We start from the raw sequence: 17,474 nt of genomic DNA, 5'->3' as shown, positions 1-17,474 counted from the left end.
GCGCCAGCGCGGACCGGGTGGGACAATCGCACCGTGCCACGCCGTCTCCCCGTCACCACCACCTGCACGGTCCCCACCAACGGCACCGTCGGTGCCGAGGACCGCACGTGAACGCCCTCCTCGTCGCCCAGCTGGTCCTCGTCGGGTTGCTCGCCGGCGAGGAGCTGATCGTCCGGTGGGGTGTCCAGCCGGCGATGGCCGCCCTGCCCGACGACGCGCACGTCCGCACGCGCATCGCACTGGTCAAGTCCCTCAAGGTCGTCGTGCCGATCCTGATGGTCCCCGCGGTACTGGCGTCCGTCGCCGTCCTCGTCGTCGGCGGGACAGGCGACGGACTCGCGTGGCGGATCGCCGCGGTGGCCGCCCTGACGGTGTTTGTCCTGGCGTCGTTCCTCGGGACCGTCCCGATCAACATCGGTGTGAACGACTGGGACCCTGCCGATCCCCCGGCGGACTGGAAACGGATCGTGACGCGCTGGGAACGCATCGACGTCCTGCGGTCGAGCGCGGCGGTGATCGCGTTCGTGTTCTCCGCGATCGCCGTCGTCCAGGCCTCGAGCACGTGACGCCAGCGAACCGCCGTCGTCCCCGTGGCGCGGACGATCGGCGGCGGCCGGTCGTGACCCGGGTGCCCTGGTGGCGGACCCCGTGGTGGCATCCCCGCCGGTGGGAGGCCCGCATGTGGGTGGTGCTCACCGTCGCTGCGGCTGGTGGCGTCGCCCGTGAGGTCGTGCACCCGTTCTACGAGGACGCAGCCGACGCGCTCGTGCACTGGATCGAGCTGCTGCCGTTCGCGATCCTGCTGACGTACGTGCTGGTCGCCCGGTGGAAGAAGGGCATGACCGTCCTGTGGCGGGCGACCTGGCCGGAGTGGCGCCGCGTGCTCGTCGTCGCGCCGCTCACCATGTTGGCGGCGCGGCTGCTCATCGAGGACGACGCATCGTGGAGGTGGCTCTTCGCGGGAATCGCAGCGGTCGTGGTCGCCCTCGCCGTGGCACGCGGCACCTGCGTGGTGCGTGACCGACGCCGGCGAACCGACGTGTACGGGAACGTGGCGACGGATCCGTACGCGGCGACGTCGCCGACCCGGTAGTGGGAACGACGAAACCCCCGGCCGAGGCCGGGGGTTTCAGGTGGTGGGCGATACTGGGATCGAACCAGTGACCTCTTCCGTGTCAGGGAAGCGCGCTACCGCTGCGCCAATCGCCCAGAGAGAGTTGAATTCTGGAGGTGGGGACGGGATTCGAACCCGCGTGGACGGCTTTGCAGGCCGCTGCCTAGCCTCTCGGCCACCCCACCATCGAGGTTCACGTCTCCGTGAGTACCCGAACGGTGGGATACCCTCTGGTGAGAAACCGGATCCCGAGGGATCCAGTACTCGAGCGGATGACGAGATTCGAACTCGCGACCCTCACCTTGGCAAGGTGATGCGCTACCACTGCGCCACATCCGCATGTCTGACCCGCTCTCGCGGCGACTCGTAAACTGTATCCGACTCCGACGCGTTTCTCCAAAATCCTGGGTGTTCACCGGGCGTGTCCCCCGAGTTCATGCGGATCGAGGGGCATCGCGCGCGGCTCGGACCGGCACGACGCGCGCGGAGGCACCGTCGTGTTCGGCACATGCCGCGACATCCGCTACTATCGATCCGCACGCAAGTGCAGGGGGCGATTGGCGCAGTTGGTAGCGCGCTTCGTTCACACCGAAGAGGTCATCAGTTCGAGTCTGGTATCGCCCACGTGCCCATTCAGGGCCTGAAGAACAACCAGGAGAGCCCGACGCAACCGCGTCGGGCTCTTTTCGTCCCCCAACCGGACACGACCGAACACCAGAGCAAGGGCAGCATGACCGACGTCGACCTCGAGTACGCACGCGTGCGCGCGGTGCTCGACCGCCCGACGCTGCGCCTCATGTCCCGCCCGACGAGCGCCGTCGTGCTCGCGGTGTTCCGCACGGTGTTCGACCGCGACGTGCAGTACGTCCCCGCCGACCGGATGCACCTGCAGGTCGAGGAACACGTCGCACGGCTGCAGGCGACCGGCGCCAGGGTCCCGGCGAGCGAGAACCCGCAGGACGACGACAAGCGCCCGAACGGCCGAGCGCTCTGCCGTGAGTGGGTCGCGGCGCAGTGGCTCGTCCGGTCGAACTCCCCCGGCGGCGACGAGCAGTACTCCCTCACGAGTCACGCGCTCGAAGCGCTCAGCCTCGTCGACGCCCTGTCCGCCGATCGAGCGCTGATCAGCGAGAGCCGTCTGGCGATGATCGTCGACGCGGTGCACCGGTGGGCCGCCAGGGCCGAGCCGGACCCTGACGTGCAGATCCGCCGCATCGACGCACAGATCGCCGAACTCCAGGCCGAGCGCGACCGTCTGGCGACCGGTGACGCCCCGACCACCGTCGACGACGACCGGATGCGCGACGGCTACACGAACATCACCGACCTCATCCGCCAGCTCCCGAGCGACTTCAAGCGCGTCGAGGAAGCCGTCGCGTCGATGCACCGCGAGATCGTCGAGGACTTCCGGAACGAGGTCCGTCCGATCGGCGAGATCCTCGACGACTACCTCGCCCGGACGGACACGCTCATGGAGGCCACGCCGGAGGGTCGTGCGTTCGAGGGCGCCTTCGAGCTCCTCCGCGACGACGCCCTGCTCCTGCGCCTCCGCGACGACATCGCGACGATCCTCGAGCACCCCTTCGCCGAGTCCCTCAACGCCGCGGAGCGTCGGGCGTTCCGCAACACCGTGAGCATCCTGCGGCAGGGCATCGAGGACGTCCTCGCTCAGCGTCGCCTGCTCACCGGCACGCTCCGCGACCAGATCGTCGCGCACGACGTCGTCCGCGACCGCGAGCTCGACGCGGTCCTGCGGAGCGTGAACCGTCGGCTCGCGACGCTCATGGGCGACGGCAGCGCACGCGGCACCCTCCCCCTCGAGCTCCTGCCGCCGGTGGCCGAGATCGGCACCCTGCGCGAGCGCTTCTACGACCCGGACACCGAAGCCGTCCCGCCGCCCATCGAGGAACCGGACGACGACGTCTTCGACGAGATCGACGTCGACTCCCTCCGACGTCACGGCGGACCGCTCCTGGTCGAACTCCGCGCGGCACTCCGGTTCAGCACCGCGGCCACCAGCGACGGCGCGTTCCACGAGCTCCCCCCTGAGCAGCGGCGCCCCGTCGAGCTGTTCGGGCTGGCGCACCTGCTGACCGGTCGGGACGACTTCGAGACCGCTGCCGCAGCCGTCGCGCACGAGACCGTGCGCCCGGACGGCACGGCGGTCGCCTTCACCATGCCGACGGCCGCGTTGACCCCGCGGGATCCGTCCGCAGACGACGACACCACCCTGGAGGCTCGGTGACCGACACGACGTCAGCTCCCGTCGACGAGACGGACGAGTACGACGACACCACTCCCGTGGAGCAGGACGACGAGCGTGACGAGTCCAGCTTCGCCCTCTTCGAGGGCGACGAGGGCCGGCTCGACGAGCTCCAGCGTCGCGCCTTCGTCGCGCTGCTCCGGCACTCGTACATCAGCGCGCGCACGCACGCGGACGAGTGGCGCGCGGTCCTCGACGCCGAGTACCAGCTCCGGTCGCGGCTGAACGACCTGTTCCTCGAGCTGCACGTCGACCGGGACCGCGAGGTCGCGTGGAAGCGCCAGGCCCGGTCGGAGAGCCAGCGCCGCGGCTTCCCGACGCTCCTCCGGGACGTCCCGTACACGCGCGAGGAGACGATCGTCCTCGTCTACCTCCGCATGCGACTCCGCGCAGACGCCCGACCGGGACCGGACCAGGTCGTCGTCGACCGTGCCGAGATCCTCGGGCACGTCGCCGGCTTCCGGCCCGCCACGGCGACCGACAAGACGCGCGACGAGGGCCGGGTCGCGAAGGCCATCGACCGCCTCGTGACCGCGCGGGTGCTGCTCAAGACGAGCGACCCCGACCGCTTCCGCATCGCGAGCGTCGTCGAGGTCCTGCTCCCCCTCGAGCGGCTCCTGGAACTCGACCGATGGCTGGCCAACGTGACCACCGGTGAACGCGGGCCGGAAGACGGCGACGAGCCGAGCCTCCAATCCGGAGAAGACGACGAGGAGGAGTCCGCGTGACCGACTTCCGGATGGACACCGCCGGCATGCCGGCGCTCTTCGACACCGTCGCGCAGTGGCGCGCCGAATCCATGCAGGTCGTCAACTGGGGCGGCTTCCACGGCCACCGCCGTGTCGAGCTGTCCGGCGCCGCGACGCTCATCTCCGGTGCCTCCGGAACCGGCAAGTCGACGCTCATGGACGCGTACCTGGCCGTGATGATGCCGTCCGACGTGCCGTTCAACGGCGCCTCGAACGACGCGACCACCGGGCGGGCGCGGAGTGCGGACCAGCGGAACCTGCTGACGTACCTGCGCGGCAAGGTCGACTCCCGGCGGGACCCGGAGTCCGGTGCCCTCCGTGACGTGAACCTCCGTGGTGACGAGACGGCGACGTGGGGCGCGGTCGCCGTCACGTTCCGGAACGACGACGAGCGACAGTTCACGGTGTTGCGCGCGTACATCGTGCCGAAGCGTGCCCGCGGCGTCGGCGACATCCAGATGACCATGGCGACCGTGGACGACGACTTCGACCTGCGTCGGCTCGAGGACTTCGTACCGTCCCGGTTCAGCCACCTCGAGCTCACCGGACGCGTGCCGGGGCTCGTCATCCGCGACACCTACCAGGAGCTCGCGTACACGCTGCAGGCGCGGCTCGGGATCGGCGACTCCGGCGGCGGCAACCGCGCGATGCGCCTGCTCGCGCGCATCCAGGCCGGGCAGCACATGCCGACGGTCGACTCGCTGTACAAGTCGCTCGTGCTCGAGACCCCCGGCACGTACGAGGCAGCCGACCGCGCCCTCGCACACTTCGCCGCGCTCGACGAGGCGTACGAGGCGATGGACACCGAGGAGCGCAAGGTCGCGATCCTCTCCCCCATCACCGAGCTGCACCTGGAGATCGAGCGGTCCCGCGCCGCCGCCGAGGCCCTCGACGGCATCGCCACCGGGTCGGAGGTGTCCCCGTTCGCGCACTGGACGGCCACCAGGAAGCGTGCGCTGCTCGACGACGAGGTCGACCGCAACTCGCGCTCCCGGACCGTCGCACGCGCCGAGGTCGAGGCGGCATCCGCCCGCCACGCCGCGGTCGAGATCGAGCTGCGGGAGGCCGAGGCACGACTCCGGGACTCCGGCGGCAACGCGCTCGCCCAGCTCGAGGACCGCATCGACCGCGGCACGCGCGAGCGCGAGGTCGTGCTCCGTGCACGCGAGGCGTTCGAGTCACGGACCGCACTGCTCGGCGAGATGCCGACGACCGAGACCGCCTTCGGCGCGGCCCAGCGGGACTCGCACGAGTTCCTCGGCACGTTCGGTGCCACCCGCGCCGCGCTCGACGAGCGTCGGGACGCCCTGACGCGGGAGGAGTACCCGCTCCTCGACCGTGAGCGGTCGCTGCGTCAGGAGCGCCAGTCGCTCGAGCACCGGCAGGGTGCGATGCCGCTGCCGATGCACGAGGCACGGGTGGCGATGGCGAACGCCGCCGGCATCGACCCGTCGTCGCTGCCCTTCGTCGCCGAGCTGCTCGACGTCCTCCCCGGTGAGGAGCGCTGGCGCACGGCGATCGAGTCGGTGCTCGCGCCCGTCGCCCGCACGCTGCTCGTCGACCAGGACCAGCTCGACTCCTTCAGCGCAGCCATCGACTCGCTGCGCATCGGGGTGCGGGTGCAGTTCGAGGGCGTCCCGTCCGGTCCGCACCTGGACCTCGACGGCGATGCGTCGATGGTGTCCGGCAAGCTCGCGATCAAGGACTCCCCCTTCAGCACGTGGGTCCGCTCGCGCATCGAGTCCGACCGGATCGACGCCCGCTGCGTGTCCTCCGCCGCCGAACTGGGTGGTGGCGGCCGGCGGGTGACCGAGTCCGGGCAGCTCCGCGACGGCCGGCGTGGCGCGCACGGCGACCGTCGCCAGGCGAACGTCATCGGCTTCACGAACGAGGCGCGCGTCGTCGCCGTCGAGACCGAACTCGCCTCCATCGCCGAGGACCTCACCACGCTCGAGGCCCGCCGGACCGACGTCGCGCAGGACATCGCGGCGCTGGAGGCCCTCCGCGCGGCCCACCAGCACCGGGTCGACACGACGTGGGAGAGCATCGACGTCGCCGGCGTCGACGCGTCGCTGACGCGCCTGGCCGAGGAACGGGAGGCCGTGCTCGCCGCCGACGACGGGCTGCGGACGCTCCGGGCGTCCGTCGCGAAGCTGCGTGCGGCACTCGACGAGGCCTCCGACCGTCGATCGGCCGCGCGGCTCACGGTCACGCGGCTCGAGGAGCGCCACGCGGTGCTCGTCGACGGGCAGGACGCGGCCGCCGAGATCCTCGAGCGCTTCGAGTCCTCGCCGGCCGCGGTGCCGGACGAGGAACAGGCGCACCTGCTCGAGGAGACGTTCGAGGAGGTCGGCGCACCGGACACGGTCGACGGGTTCGACGACGCGACGAAGCGACTGCGCCGGCGACTCGAGGAACGGCTCTCGCAGGCGCTCGACGGTGCGGCATCGGCATCCAACGCCATGACGTTGACCTTCCAGCGCTACCAGGACGCGTGGCACGACCCGAACCTCGGCACCGGTGTCGCGTCGTACCCGGACTACCGCGCGATCCTCGACCAGATCGTGGCGACGGGCCTGCACGCACGCCGCAGCGAGTGGCGTCGACGGCTGTCGCAGTGGAGCGGCGAGGACCTCGTCCCGCTCGCCGGGGCGTTCGACCGCGCGGTCGTCGAGATCGAGGAGCGGCTGGAGCCGGTCAACGAGATCCTCCGCGACCTGCCGTTCGGTGCGAACCGGGACCGCCTGAAGATCGTCATCCGCCGGGTCACGCGCGAGGACGTCTCGCAGTTCCGCCGCGAGCTCCGTGCACTGTCCGCCTCGGTCGACGCGGAGCTCACCGACGACGTGCTCGAGACCCGGTTCCGACGGCTCCGGCGCTTCATGGCGGTCATCCGCGTGGACGCCGACGCCCCGCGCGGCCGGACGACCCAGCGTGACGCCGTGCTCGACGTCCGTCGGCACATGGAGATCACCGCCGTGCGGTACGACACCGAGGGCAACGACCTCGGCGTGTACTCGTCCCTCGGCGACAAGTCCGGTGGCGAGACGCAGGAGCTCGTCGCGTTCATCGTGGGAGCGGCGCTCCGCTACCAGCTCGGCGACGAGACCCGGCCCCGGCCGCGGTTCGCGCCGGTGTTCCTCGACGAGGCGTTCATCAAGGCGGACTCGGAGTTCGCCGGGCGTGCCGTGACGGCGTGGCTCCGGCTCGGGTTCCAGCTCGTGGTCAGTGCACCGCTCGACAAGGTCACGGCGCTCGAGCCCTCGATGGAGCGGCTGCTGTCGATGCGCAAGCACCCCGACACCGGCCACTCGTCCATCACCGAGATCGTGCGCGTCCCGTCGTCACGGTAGCGTGGCGGCGTGATCTGGAACCGGAGACGCCGACCGAGCGACGACGACCTGCGCGGACCCGGCGGGGCGGGGCTCGGGATCGGCGCACTGGTCCGCGTGGTGGACACCACCGAGGGCGGCGAGCAGTGGGTCGAGGCGGACGGCAGCCCGGAACCGATCGGCCTCATCGTCGCGCCGGGCGGCAACCAGATCGTCGGGTACCCCGGCGTCGGTGAGCCGCTGTCGTGGACCGTCGCGTTCGACGAGCCCGTGTACACGAAGGACGGCCGCGGCCCCTTCGAGCGCGCGACCGTCCTGAGTCGTCAGCTGGTGCCGGTGGAGGCCTAGTACTCCTCGGAACCGCTCTTCATCATGGCGCTGATGGCCATGCACGTGAACACACCACCAACGACGCCGATGCCGATGACGACTGCTCCGACGAGCTCCAGCATGTGATCTCTCCTCGTTCAGGGGGCCGTTGTCCAGCGGGTCGCTGTGGCCACGTCCAGGCTATCGGATCCCGCGCATCAGGCGGAGCACCGGGCGGGCGGACACGAGGAGCAGCACACCGACCGCGACGGCGACGAGGCCGAGGATCGCGAAGTACGGCGCTTCGTTCTCCGGGTCGTAGTACTTCGACAGCACGCCCGTCACCGCGGTGCCGAGCGACACCGACAGGAAGAACAGGGCGACCATCTGCGTCTGGAACTTCGGCGGGGCGAGCTTCGTCGCGACGGACTGCCCGATCGGGGACAGCAGGAGTTCCGCGATCGTGAAGACGAGCAGGATGCCGACGAGCACGAGCACGGGCGTGCCGTTCTGCCCGGTGCCGACGAAGGGCAGGAAGAGCAGGAACGCGATGCCCATGATCCCGGTGCCGAGCGCGAACTTCGTCGGGGTGGACGGCTGGCGGTCGCCGAGCTTGGTCCACATCGCCGCGAAGACGCCGGACAGGACGATGATCATGATCGGGTTGATCGACTGCACCCACGACACCGGCATCTCCCACCCGAAGATGCTCCGGTCGAGGCGCTGGTCGGAGTAGATCGTCACGACGGTGAACTGCTGCTGGTAGAGCGACCAGAACACGGCGCTGCCGATGAACAGCGGGATGAAGGCGAACACCCGGGAGCGCTCGTCCTTCGTGAGCCCGCTCGACAGGATCACGACGAAGTAGACGATCGTCGCGACGATGACGATGCCGACCACGACGAGCGGCAGGTTGTCGACGTTGAGCAGCCCCGTCAGGACGGCCACGACGACGATCGCGAGGCCGACGAGCACGAGCACCCCGACCATCGGGTACCGGCGCTTCTCGAGCGGGTTCGTGACGTGCCGGACGCTCTCGGGCAGCTTGCCGCGCCGGATGCCGTACTGGACCAGGCCGGCCGCCATGCCGACGGCGGCCAGACCGAAGCCGAAGTGGAAGCCGAGGGACGACTGCAGCAGTCCGGTGAGGATCGGACCGAAGAACGCGCCGATGTTGACGCCGAGGTAGTACAGCGAGAACCCGGCGTCGCGACGCGGGTCCTCCTTCGAGTACAGCCCGCCCACGATGGTGGTCGCCGTGGCCTTGAGTCCGCCGGACCCGAGCGCGATGAGCACCAGGCCGACGCCGACGCCGGTGACGCCCGGCAGCACGGCGAGGGCGATGTGTCCGCACATCACGACGATGGCGCTCGCGAACAGCGTCCGGTCCGCTCCGATCAACCGGTCGGCGATCCACGCCCCGATGATCGTGAAGAGGTAGACGGCACCGCCGTACGCCCCCATGATCCCGGTCGCGACGTGCTCGTCGATGCCCAGGCCGCCCCGCGAGACGGTGTAGTACATGTAGATGAGGACGATGCCCTGCATCCCGTAGAACGAGAACCGCTCCCAGAGCTCGACCGCGAACGGTGTGGACAGCTCGAAGGGCTGACCGAAGAACGTCCGCGCGTGCTGCTGCGTGTCGTGCCCGGGGGCAGAGGTGCCTGACATGGCGGCCAGTCTGCCCCGCATCCGGGGGGCGCGCCCAATCGTCGAGTGGTCCTCAGAGCATGCGCTTGCGATGCGATTGGAGGGTTCCCACCACCCCTCCGCTCCGTCACGTGCGCCGTGTTGTCGGCCGCGCACGGCTCTCGTGCGGCACTCGGCCCGGGTGCCTAGGTTGGAACGGCAACACCAGCAGCACGAGGACAGAGCAGTTCAGGAGAGCGCACGATGGTCGACACCGCACCCGTCACGAGCACCGGCAGCACCGGCAGCGCAGGCAGTACCGGCAGCGCAGGGGCCCCGAAGGCCGACGCCGCCGGAGACCCGGCCGCCGGCACCCCGAAGGCGGGCACCGACACGGACGTGCGCATCGACGTCGACCTGCTCGCGGAGCACCTGCTCGGCCGCTGGGCCGAGGACCGCCGCATCTCCCGCCGCCTGGTCCGCGACCCCGCCCTGCACAAGGTCGAGGGGCTCACGATCGCCGAACACCGCGCCCGCGCGTTCGACCAGCTCCGCATCCTGCAGGAGAACGGCGCCATCCAGCGTCCCTACCCGCCGGAGCTCGGCGGCCAGGACAACCACGGCGGCAACCTGGCGGCCTTCGAGGAACTGACCACCGCCGACCCGTCGCTCCAGATCAAGGCCGGCGTGCAGTGGGGGCTCTTCGGCTCCGCGGTCCACCACCTCGGCACCGAGCGGAACCACCGCGAGTTCCTTCCCGGCATCATCGCGTTCGACGTCCCCGGGTGCTTCGCCATGACCGAGACCGGCCACGGCTCCGACGTGCAGAACATCGCGACGACGGCGACCTACGACCCGGACACGCAGGAGTTCGTCGTGCACACGCCGTTCCGCGGTGCGTGGAAGGACTACATCGGCAACGCCGCACTGCACGGCAGGGCCGCGGTCGTGTTCGCGAAGCTCGTCACCCAGGGCGTCGACCACGGCGTGCACGCCTTCTACGTGCCGCTCCGCGACGACGACGGCGAGTTCCTGCCGGGTGTCGGTGGCGAGGACGACGGCGTCAAGGGCGGCCTGAACGGCATCGACAACGGCCGACTGCACTTCGACCACGTCCGGATCCCCCGCACGAACCTGCTGAACCGCTACGGCGACGTCGCCGAGGACGGCACGTACTCGTCGCCGATCGAGTCCCCCGGTCGTCGGTTCTTCACGATGCTCGGCACCCTCGTGCAGGGCCGTGTCTCGCTCGACGGCGCAGCGGTGGTGGCGCAGAAGATCGGCCTGCAGATCGCGCTCACGTACGCGATGCAGCGCCGGCAGTTCCCCACCGGCGGCGGTGAGGAGGGCGTCCTGCTCGACTACGGTCGCCACCAGCGTCGGCTCATCCCCCGACTCGCGACGGTGTTCGCGCAGTCGTTCGCACACGAGAAGCTCCTGCGCACGTTCGACGACGTCTTCAGCGGCCGACTGGACACCCCGGAACGCCGCGAGGACCTGGAGACCGAGGCGGCCGCGTTCAAGTCGATGTCGACCTGGTACGCGCTCGACACCCTGCAGGAGTGCCGCGAGGCCTGCGGCGGTGCCGGCTTCCTCGCCGAGAACCGGCTCACGAGCCTCCGCGCCGACCTCGACGTCTACGTGACGTTCGAGGGCGACAACACCGTGCTCCTCCAGCTCGTCGGCAAGCGCCTCCTCACCGAGTTCCGCAAGCAGGCACCGCGCGACGCCGCGTCGACCGCGAAGTTCGTCGCCGCCCAGGTCGGCACGAAGCTCGCCGACGCGAGCGGCATCCGTCGCCTCGGGCAGACCGCGAAGGACCGCGGGTCCCTCGCCGCCAGCGTGGCCGACCTCCGTGACCCCGCGACGCAGCGCGACCTGCTCAGCGGCCGCGTGGACACGATGGTCGCCGAGATCGGCATGCGGCTGAACACCGCGGGCAAGGACCGTGCACGCCAGGCCCTGCTCCTCAACCGGTCGCAGCACGAGCTCATCGAGGCGTCGAAGGCGCACGCGGAGCTCATGCAGTGGGAAGCGTTCACCGACGCCATCGAGGAGGTCCCGGTGGGCGACACCCGCCGCGCGCTGGTCTGGCTCCGCGACCTGTTCGCGCTCGGGCTGCTCGAACAGCACCTCGAGTGGTACCTCCTGCACGGACGGCTGTCCGCACAGCGTGCCCGTGCGGTGTCGGCGTACATCGACCGGCTCATCGCCCGGATCCGTCCGCTCGTCCCCCAGCTCATCGAGTCGTTCGGCTACGAGCCGGAGCACGTCCGCGCGCCGATCGCCCTCGGCGCGGAGCAGCGGCGCCAGGACGAGGCCCGTGCCTGGTTCGCCGCTGAGCGCGCCGCGGGACGACTGCCGGAACAGGAGAAGAAGCCCCGTCCGTGATCAACCTCAGTGGGTTGATCTTGGCATTATCAACCTTGTATGGTTGATCGCGGAGGTGGCCATGTACGCACTCACCGTCGACCAGGTCGACAGTCGGCACGGCGACGACCGCGTCGAGGGGGCCATGCGCGAACTCCTCGGCACGCTCGACGACGTCGTGCTCGCACCCGAACGCACCGCCGGCGACGAGTTCCAGCTGCTGACGAGCTCGCCGGAGACCACCCTCGACGCACTGCTGCGGCTGACCAGGACCGGTGGGTGGAGCATCGGCATCGGCATCGGCGACGTGGACGAGCCACTGCCCGCCTCCACCCGAGCCGCCTCCGGTTCCGCGTTCATCCGCGCACGCGACGCCGTGGAGCGGGCGAAGCGCAGCCCGGAGCACCTCGCGGTCGAGATCGACCCGGATCGGCGACTGCGGGGGAACGACGTCGAGCCGATCCTCCGACAGACCGTGCGGCTCCGTTCCCGACGATCGCCGGAAGGCTGGCAGCTCGCCGACCTGCTCGCGAAGGGGGTGTCGCGTCCCGATGCCGCCGAGGCGCTCGGCATCACCCCCCAGGCGGTCGCGAAACGGTTCGCCGCAGCGGACCTGCGTGACGAGGACGTCTTGCACGCAGCCCTCGTCCGGCTGCTCGCGGACGCGGACGAACCGGCATGAACGGCGTGGAAGCAGCCTGGATCGGCTTCGTGGTCGTCACGCTCGCGGCCGCCGTCTTCTCCGTGCTCCCCCGGCTCGGCCCCGTGGTCCGCGCGGTACCCGCCGCGGTCATCGTGCTCGGCGCACTCCTCCTGACGGCCTTCGACGTGCGACCGGAGCCGCCGTCCACGGTGCTCGGCACCCTCGCGGCGTTGAGCGTCGCGCTCCTCGGCATCGTTTCGGGCAGCGCCGTCACGAACGCTGCGCTCCGGCTCTCGACGCGGACCACGATCCCCGCCGGGACGCACGGCGGCATCCTCGTGGTCGCGTCGGGCGGTCCCAGCGCGCGCGGCGCCACCGCGACGGGAGCGACGCCGACGACGCGGGAGGTCCTCCGTGGTGGTGCCGCCATCGGGGACCTCGAGCGCTTCGCCGTGATCGGGGCGGCGGCCATCGGTCACCTGGAGCTCATCGCGGCGGTGATCGCGATCAAGGGGCTCGGCCGGTTCTCCGAGCTCGACAGTGCCGAGGCGCGGGAACGCTTCATCGTCGGCACCCTGACGAGCATGCTCTGGGCGGGCGCGGCAGCGGCGGCGGTCCTGCTCCCCTGAGCGTCAGTCCGCCGACGAGGACGAGGAGGACGGCGACGACGAGCCGGCTCCGCCGCCGAGCGCCTCGCGCAGTCGCGCCTCGGCGTCGTCGGACGCGGTCTGCGTCGCCTCCACGTTGGCCTCGGCGACGGCTCGGACGACCTCTTCACGCTGGATCTTCACGCCCCGGGGTGCATCGATCCCGATGCGCACGCCGTCGCCGCGGGAGTCGAGCACCGTGATGACGATGTCGTCCCCGATGAGGATCCGCTCGCCGACCTTCCGCGTGAGTACCAGCACCCGCACAGCCTAGCGACCGCCGGAAGCAATCCGTCAGAGCACGCGGACCGGCAGGCCGAGTTCGTGCACGGAGTCCGGCGTCGCGGTCTCGGACGCCCCGATCGACAGCACGCCGGCCACGGTCACCGCGGCCGCCACCGACGACACCATCGCCCGGCTGTCCTCGGTCTTCCGCCCGGCGTCGACGACGACCCACACCTGGTCGGGCACCAGACCGTCGAGCGTGCGGCGGTCGTCCCACGTCGCGACACCGAGCAGCGCGTACCCCTCGCGGACGCCGTCGGCCCTGGCGAGGATCCCGCCACGGCGATCGCTGGCGTCGGTCGCGCGGAGGTCGTGCCGCGCCGCGAACAGGCCGGCGGCGGCGTCGACGTCCCCGGCACGGCCGACGAGGACGACGAGGTCACCGTCCGCCGACAGCACGGCCGGCACCGACGGCCGCCCCGCGGCCAGCGCGCGTCGCGACCCGGCCGAGTCGACGTCGGTGACGGTGGACGGGCCTCCCGGCACCGCCGCGGCACCGGCCTGGAGGCTCGGATCGCCCCCCACGGGACGACCGGTGCCCGCCACGGGGCCGGGTGCGATGCCGTCGGCGACGAACCCGTCGAGCACCGACGCGAACGCGTCGGCACGCGTCGACGACGTGCCGTCGGCGGCGGCGATGCGGGCCTCGGCCTCGTCGGCGTCCGCCAGCAGGGCGGCGATCCCGACGCGCACGGCCGGGCCGTCGGCGATCGCGACCCGCGCCGTCGGGACGTCGGTCGTGTCGAGCACCTCGACGGTCGCCTCGACGTGCGCACGCCGGAACAGTCCGCCGATCCCGCCGCTCGTGACCTTCTCGGCCGAGACGATCCTCGCTGCGGGGCCGAACTCGGCGCGGACGGCGTCGCGGACGTCGTCGAGCGTCGCGGCGCTACGCTGCAATCGGGTCGGCGGCACGGACCACTCCCACGGTCTCGATGGTGGATCCCGCTGCCGTGGCCTCCTGGTACGAGAGCACGGGCAGGCCGTTCGACTGCGCGGACACCATCCGGTGCACGGCCGGGCGGAGCTGCGGTGCGCAGACGAGCACGGCGGACAGGCCCTGCTCCTCGACGTTCCGCACGGCGTCGCGCACCGAGCCCAGGACCTGCTCGATGCGGTGCGCGTCGAGGACGATCTGGGTCCCCTGCTCGGACGGCCGGAGCCCCTCGAGCATCGACTGCTCGAGCAGCGGGTCGATCATGATGACGCGGAGCACGCCCTCCTCGAGGTGGCGTGCGGGCAGTGCCGGGCCGAGCGCGGCGCGTGCGGCCTCGACGAGCCCCTCCGGGTCGGTCGAGACCTTCGCGCGGAGCGTCAGCGCCTCGCAGATCCGGCCGAGGTCGTTGATCGGGACGCGCTCGACGAGCAGCCCCTGCAGGACGCGCTGGAGCTCGGCCATCGAGAGCATCCCCGGGACGAGTTCCTCCACCGCGGCGGGGTTGACCTGCTTCACGCCCTCCGTGAGGACCTTGACGTCCTCGCGCGTGAGCAGGCGTGCGGCGTTGTCGCCGATGACCGCCTGCAGGTGGGTGACGAGGACGGAGACCCGGTCGATCACGGTGGCGCCGGTCATCTCCGCGGCGTGCCGGAGCTCGGCGGGGACCCACTTGCCCGCGAGCCCGAACACCGGCTCGACGGTGGCGTCGCCGGGGAGTCCGTCGAGCTGGTCGCCGAGCGCCAGGACGCTCCGTGCCGGAGCCGTGCCACGACCGGCCTCGACGCCGGCGATCCGGATCGCGTACGTCGACGGCGGCAGGTCGATGCTGTCCCGGGTGCGGACCGGCGGCACCACGACGCCCAAGTCCATCGCGATCTTCCGGCGGAGTGCCCGGACGCGACCGAGCAGGTCGTCCGACGCGCCGGACACCATGTCGACGAGATCGGGCGCCAGCAGGATCTCGAGGGCGTGCACGCGCATCTGCTCGACGAGGTCCTCCGGGGTGTCACCGGCGGGTGCGGCGGCTTCGAGGGCCTGCTGCTGCTCCGCCTGCTGCTCGGCACGGGCAGCGTTCCGCCCGATGCGCCAGCCCGTGAAGAGGAGTGTCGCGCCGACGAGCAGGAACGGCAGGATCGGCATGCCGGGGATGAACCCCATCGCGATCGCGGCCACACCGGCGATCATGAGCGCGTTCTTGGACTGCCCGAGCTGCGTCGCCGCCGACGAGCCCATCTCGGACTCGGCGCCCGAGCGGGTCACGATCATGCCGGTCGAGACGGCCATCAGGAGCGCGGGGATCTGCGTGACGAGCCCGTCGCCGATCGTCAGGATGCCGTACTTCGACAGCGCGTCCGTGATCGACAGCCCGTTCTGCAGCATCCCGATCGCGATGCCGCCGATCAGGTTGATGACGATGATCAGGATGCCGGCGATCGCGTCGCCCTTGACGAACTTCGACGCACCGTCCATCGCGCCGTAGAAGTCGGCCTCGGCGGAGACCGCCGCACGACGCTCCTTCGCCTGCACGTCGGTGATGAGCCCGGCGTTCAGGTCGGCGTCGATCGCCATCTGCTTGCCGGGCATCGCGTCGAGGGTGAAGCGCGCTCCGACCTCGGCGACGCGCTCGGCGCCCTTCGTCACGACGACGAACTGGATGACGACGAGGATCAGGAAGATCACCGCGCCGATGATGATCGAGCCGGAGACCGCGACGTGGCCGAACGCCTGGATGACGTCGCCGGCGAAGCCCTCGCCGAGCACGAGCCGCGTCGAGGCGACGTTGAGCCCGAGCCGGAACAGCGTCGCGACGAGCAGCAGCGACGGGAACACCGAGAAGTCGAGCGGCTTCTTCACGAACAGCGTCGTGAGCAGGATCACCAGCGCCAGCAGGATGTTGCAGATGATCAGGAAGTCCAGCAGGAAGGACGGCACCGGCAGGATCAGCAGCAGGATGATGCCGACGATGAAGACCGGGACGGCGAGCTTCGGCAGGTCCTTGCGGTTCATGCTGGCACCTCTTCGGGAGACGGGGTCGTGCGGGGCGTGCGGAGCCTGCGGGGGCGGAGGTCCCCGGTGAGGGTCGCCGGATCGAGGACGGTGGCGACCTCGTCCGGCGTCGTGGGCCGAGGCGGCGCGTGCGTCCCGGCGGCGGCACCCTTCGCCTTGAGCGCCATCACGAAGGAGAGCACCCGGGCGACCGGCGTGTAGAGGTCGACGGGGACCTCCTGCCCGAGCTCGCACGCGGCGTGCAGGGCACGGGTCAGTGGGACGTCGCGGACGATCGGCACCCGGGCCTCCAGCGCTCGGTCACGGATGAGCGACGCGACGGGACCCGCCCCCTTCGCGACGACGCGCGGTGCGGACTTGCCCGGCTCGTACTTGAGCGCGACGGCGTAGTGCGTCGGGTTCGTCATCACGACGTCCGCGGTGCCGATCGACTGGATCATCCGGTTCCGGCTCATCGCGAGCTGCCGGGAGCGCCGTTGGCCCTTGACGAGCGGGTCGCCCTCTGCGGTCTTGTTCTCGTCCTTGACCTCGCGCTTGGTCATCATGGTGCGCTTGCGGTTCCGGCGGATCACGACGAACACGTCGAGCGCGGCGAGGACCAGACCGGCGGCGATGGCCGCGCGCAGCAGGGTTCCCGCACCCGCACCGGCGGCAGCCAGCACCGCGGACAGGGGCAGCGAGCCGCTCGTCATGAGCACGGGGACGAGCCCCTGGACGGCGAACCAGAGGACGAGGCCGACGACCGCGGTCTTCACGAGGGCCTTCACGCCGTTCCAGAGCGCCTGGGTGCCGAACACCCGCTTGATGCCCTGCACGGGGTCGAAGTGCTCCGGCGTCGGGGCCAGGGACCGGAAGTGCACGCCACCTTGCGCGACGGCGGCCGCGGTGACGCCGACGAGGACCACGAGGAGCATCGGGCCGAGCGTCGCGGCGATGGAGCCCATCGCCTCGTCGAACACCCCGCGCATGGTGCCGATCGTCGGGTCGGCGATGACGACGCGCACGGCGTCCAGCTGCGCCTGCCCGGCTGCTGCCGCCTTGCCGATGGTCGCCGGCACCATGAGTGCGGCGACGGCGATGCCGATCCACGCGCCGAGGTCCTGGGAGCGGCCGAGCTGACCCTTCCTGTGGACCTCCTTCATCCGCTTGGCGGTGGCCTTCTCGGACTTCTCACCGGAGTCGGACATGC

At 71.0% G+C, this 17,474-nt stretch carries 14 protein-coding genes and 4 tRNA genes; 10 read left to right on the top strand and 8 right to left on the bottom strand.

The window, feature by feature from the left end:
• Positions 1–107 precede the first annotated feature (107 nt).
• Complete coding sequence (locus ACO0E1_RS08795) at positions 108–566, top strand: anthrone oxygenase family protein (RefSeq protein ID WP_422873846.1); 459 nt, start codon at positions 108–110, stop codon at positions 564–566.
• Positions 567–679: 113 nt separating this feature from the next.
• The gene (locus ACO0E1_RS08790) at positions 680–1,093 is read left to right on the top strand and encodes a hypothetical protein (protein WP_422873845.1); all 414 of its coding nucleotides are present in this window, start codon (positions 680–682) and stop codon (positions 1,091–1,093) included.
• 41 nt (positions 1,094–1,134) lie between these two features.
• On the opposite strand, the gene ACO0E1_RS08785 is transcribed toward ACO0E1_RS08790, so the two are convergent.
• The 3 genes from ACO0E1_RS08785 to ACO0E1_RS08775 form a co-directional block, all read right to left on the bottom strand.
• Positions 1,135–1,209: transfer RNA gene (locus ACO0E1_RS08785), tRNA-Val, on the bottom strand.
• Between the two features lie 16 nt (positions 1,210–1,225).
• Positions 1,226–1,299 (bottom strand) — tRNA-Cys (locus ACO0E1_RS08780).
• Between the two features lie 82 nt (positions 1,300–1,381).
• Positions 1,382–1,453: transfer RNA gene (locus ACO0E1_RS08775), tRNA-Gly, on the bottom strand.
• Positions 1,454–1,665: 212 nt separating this feature from the next.
• On the opposite strand from ACO0E1_RS08775, the gene ACO0E1_RS08770 reads away from it, so the two are divergent.
• From ACO0E1_RS08770 to ACO0E1_RS08750, 5 genes are all read left to right on the top strand, one after another.
• A tRNA-Val gene (locus tag ACO0E1_RS08770) sits at positions 1,666–1,738 on the top strand.
• A gap of 106 nt (positions 1,739–1,844) precedes the next feature.
• Positions 1,845–3,359, top strand: a complete 1,515-nt coding sequence (locus ACO0E1_RS08765; protein ID WP_422873844.1) for a DUF3375 family protein — start codon at positions 1,845–1,847, stop codon at positions 3,357–3,359.
• On the top strand, positions 3,356–4,105 hold the full coding sequence (locus ACO0E1_RS08760) for a DUF4194 domain-containing protein (protein ID WP_422873843.1): 750 nt from the start codon (positions 3,356–3,358) through the stop codon (positions 4,103–4,105). Before ACO0E1_RS08765 ends, ACO0E1_RS08760 begins: the two co-directional genes overlap by 4 nt.
• Positions 4,102–7,479 (top strand): ATP-binding protein, encoded by a 3,378-nt coding sequence (locus tag ACO0E1_RS08755; RefSeq protein WP_422873842.1) that lies wholly within the window; start codon positions 4,102–4,104, stop codon positions 7,477–7,479. The genes ACO0E1_RS08760 and ACO0E1_RS08755 overlap by 4 nt, the downstream gene beginning before the upstream one ends.
• A gap of 9 nt (positions 7,480–7,488) precedes the next feature.
• Positions 7,489–7,806: a hypothetical protein gene (locus ACO0E1_RS08750; protein ID WP_422873841.1), complete on the top strand. Its 318-nt coding sequence runs from the start codon at positions 7,489–7,491 to the stop codon at positions 7,804–7,806.
• Between the two features lie 162 nt (positions 7,807–7,968).
• Here ACO0E1_RS08750 and ACO0E1_RS08745 read toward each other — a convergent pair whose 3' ends face one another.
• Positions 7,969–9,438 (bottom strand): peptide MFS transporter, encoded by a 1,470-nt coding sequence (locus ACO0E1_RS08745; protein ID WP_422873840.1) that lies wholly within the window; start codon positions 9,436–9,438, stop codon positions 7,969–7,971.
• A 222-nt stretch (positions 9,439–9,660) separates the two neighbouring features.
• Here ACO0E1_RS08745 and ACO0E1_RS08740 point away from each other — a divergent pair, with 222 nt between their 5' ends.
• From ACO0E1_RS08740 to ACO0E1_RS08730, 3 genes are all read left to right on the top strand, one after another.
• Positions 9,661–11,787, top strand: coding sequence for an acyl-CoA dehydrogenase family protein (locus ACO0E1_RS08740; RefSeq protein WP_422873839.1), 2,127 nt, complete (start codon positions 9,661–9,663; stop codon positions 11,785–11,787).
• Positions 11,788–11,848: 61 nt separating this feature from the next.
• On the top strand, positions 11,849–12,448 hold the full coding sequence (locus ACO0E1_RS08735) for a DNA-binding protein (protein ID WP_422873838.1): 600 nt from the start codon (positions 11,849–11,851) through the stop codon (positions 12,446–12,448).
• Entirely contained in the window at positions 12,445–13,038 is a 594-nt protein-coding gene (locus ACO0E1_RS08730) for a hypothetical protein (protein ID WP_422873837.1), read from the top strand. The genes ACO0E1_RS08735 and ACO0E1_RS08730 overlap by 4 nt, the downstream gene beginning before the upstream one ends.
• 3 nt (positions 13,039–13,041) lie before the next feature.
• On the opposite strand, the gene csrA is transcribed toward ACO0E1_RS08730, so the two are convergent.
• The 4 genes from csrA to ACO0E1_RS08710 are packed head-to-tail and all read right to left on the bottom strand — an operon-like array spanning position 13,042 to position 17,472.
• Complete coding sequence (gene csrA, locus ACO0E1_RS08725) at positions 13,042–13,317, bottom strand: carbon storage regulator CsrA (RefSeq protein ID WP_422873836.1); 276 nt, start codon at positions 13,315–13,317, stop codon at positions 13,042–13,044.
• Positions 13,318–13,350: 33 nt separating this feature from the next.
• Positions 13,351–14,256, bottom strand: a complete 906-nt coding sequence (locus ACO0E1_RS08720; RefSeq protein ID WP_422873835.1) for a hypothetical protein — start codon at positions 14,254–14,256, stop codon at positions 13,351–13,353.
• A complete protein-coding gene (locus tag ACO0E1_RS08715) occupies positions 14,231–16,285 on the bottom strand; it encodes a flagellar biosynthesis protein FlhA (protein WP_422873834.1) in 2,055 nt (684 codons plus the stop codon). Before ACO0E1_RS08715 ends, ACO0E1_RS08720 begins: the two co-directional genes overlap by 26 nt.
• The gene (locus ACO0E1_RS08710) at positions 16,282–17,472 is read right to left on the bottom strand and encodes an EscU/YscU/HrcU family type III secretion system export apparatus switch protein (protein ID WP_422873833.1); all 1,191 of its coding nucleotides are present in this window, start codon (positions 17,470–17,472) and stop codon (positions 16,282–16,284) included. Before ACO0E1_RS08710 ends, ACO0E1_RS08715 begins: the two co-directional genes overlap by 4 nt.
• Between the last annotated feature and the right edge of the window lie 2 nt (positions 17,473–17,474).

It is taken from the genome of Curtobacterium guangdongense, from assembly GCF_049341845.1.
Lineage (GTDB): Bacteria > Actinomycetota > Actinomycetes > Actinomycetales > Microbacteriaceae > Curtobacterium > Curtobacterium guangdongense.
The sequence above is the reverse complement of the archived record's forward strand: the minus strand, read 5'-3'. Positions and strand labels throughout refer to the sequence as shown.

Bases quoted from the DNA above. Each gene is read 5' to 3' on its own strand.
- ACO0E1_RS08730 (WP_422873837.1), top strand. From the start codon at position 12,445: ATGAACGGCGTGGAAGCAGCCTGGATCGGCTTCGTGGTCGTCACGCTC.
- ACO0E1_RS08765 (WP_422873844.1), top strand. From the start codon at position 1,845: ATGACCGACGTCGACCTCGAGTACGCACGCGTGCGCGCGGTGCTCGAC.
- ACO0E1_RS08735 (WP_422873838.1), top strand. From the start codon at position 11,849: ATGTACGCACTCACCGTCGACCAGGTCGACAGTCGGCACGGCGACGAC.
- ACO0E1_RS08745 (WP_422873840.1), bottom strand. From the start codon at position 9,438: ATGTCAGGCACCTCTGCCCCCGGGCACGACACGCAGCAGCACGCGCGG.
- ACO0E1_RS08715 (WP_422873834.1), bottom strand. From the start codon at position 16,285: ATGAACCGCAAGGACCTGCCGAAGCTCGCCGTCCCGGTCTTCATCGTC.
- ACO0E1_RS08790 (WP_422873845.1), top strand. From the start codon at position 680: ATGTGGGTGGTGCTCACCGTCGCTGCGGCTGGTGGCGTCGCCCGTGAG.
- ACO0E1_RS08740 (WP_422873839.1), top strand. From the start codon at position 9,661: ATGGTCGACACCGCACCCGTCACGAGCACCGGCAGCACCGGCAGCGCA.
- ACO0E1_RS08710 (WP_422873833.1), bottom strand. From the start codon at position 17,472: ATGTCCGACTCCGGTGAGAAGTCCGAGAAGGCCACCGCCAAGCGGATG.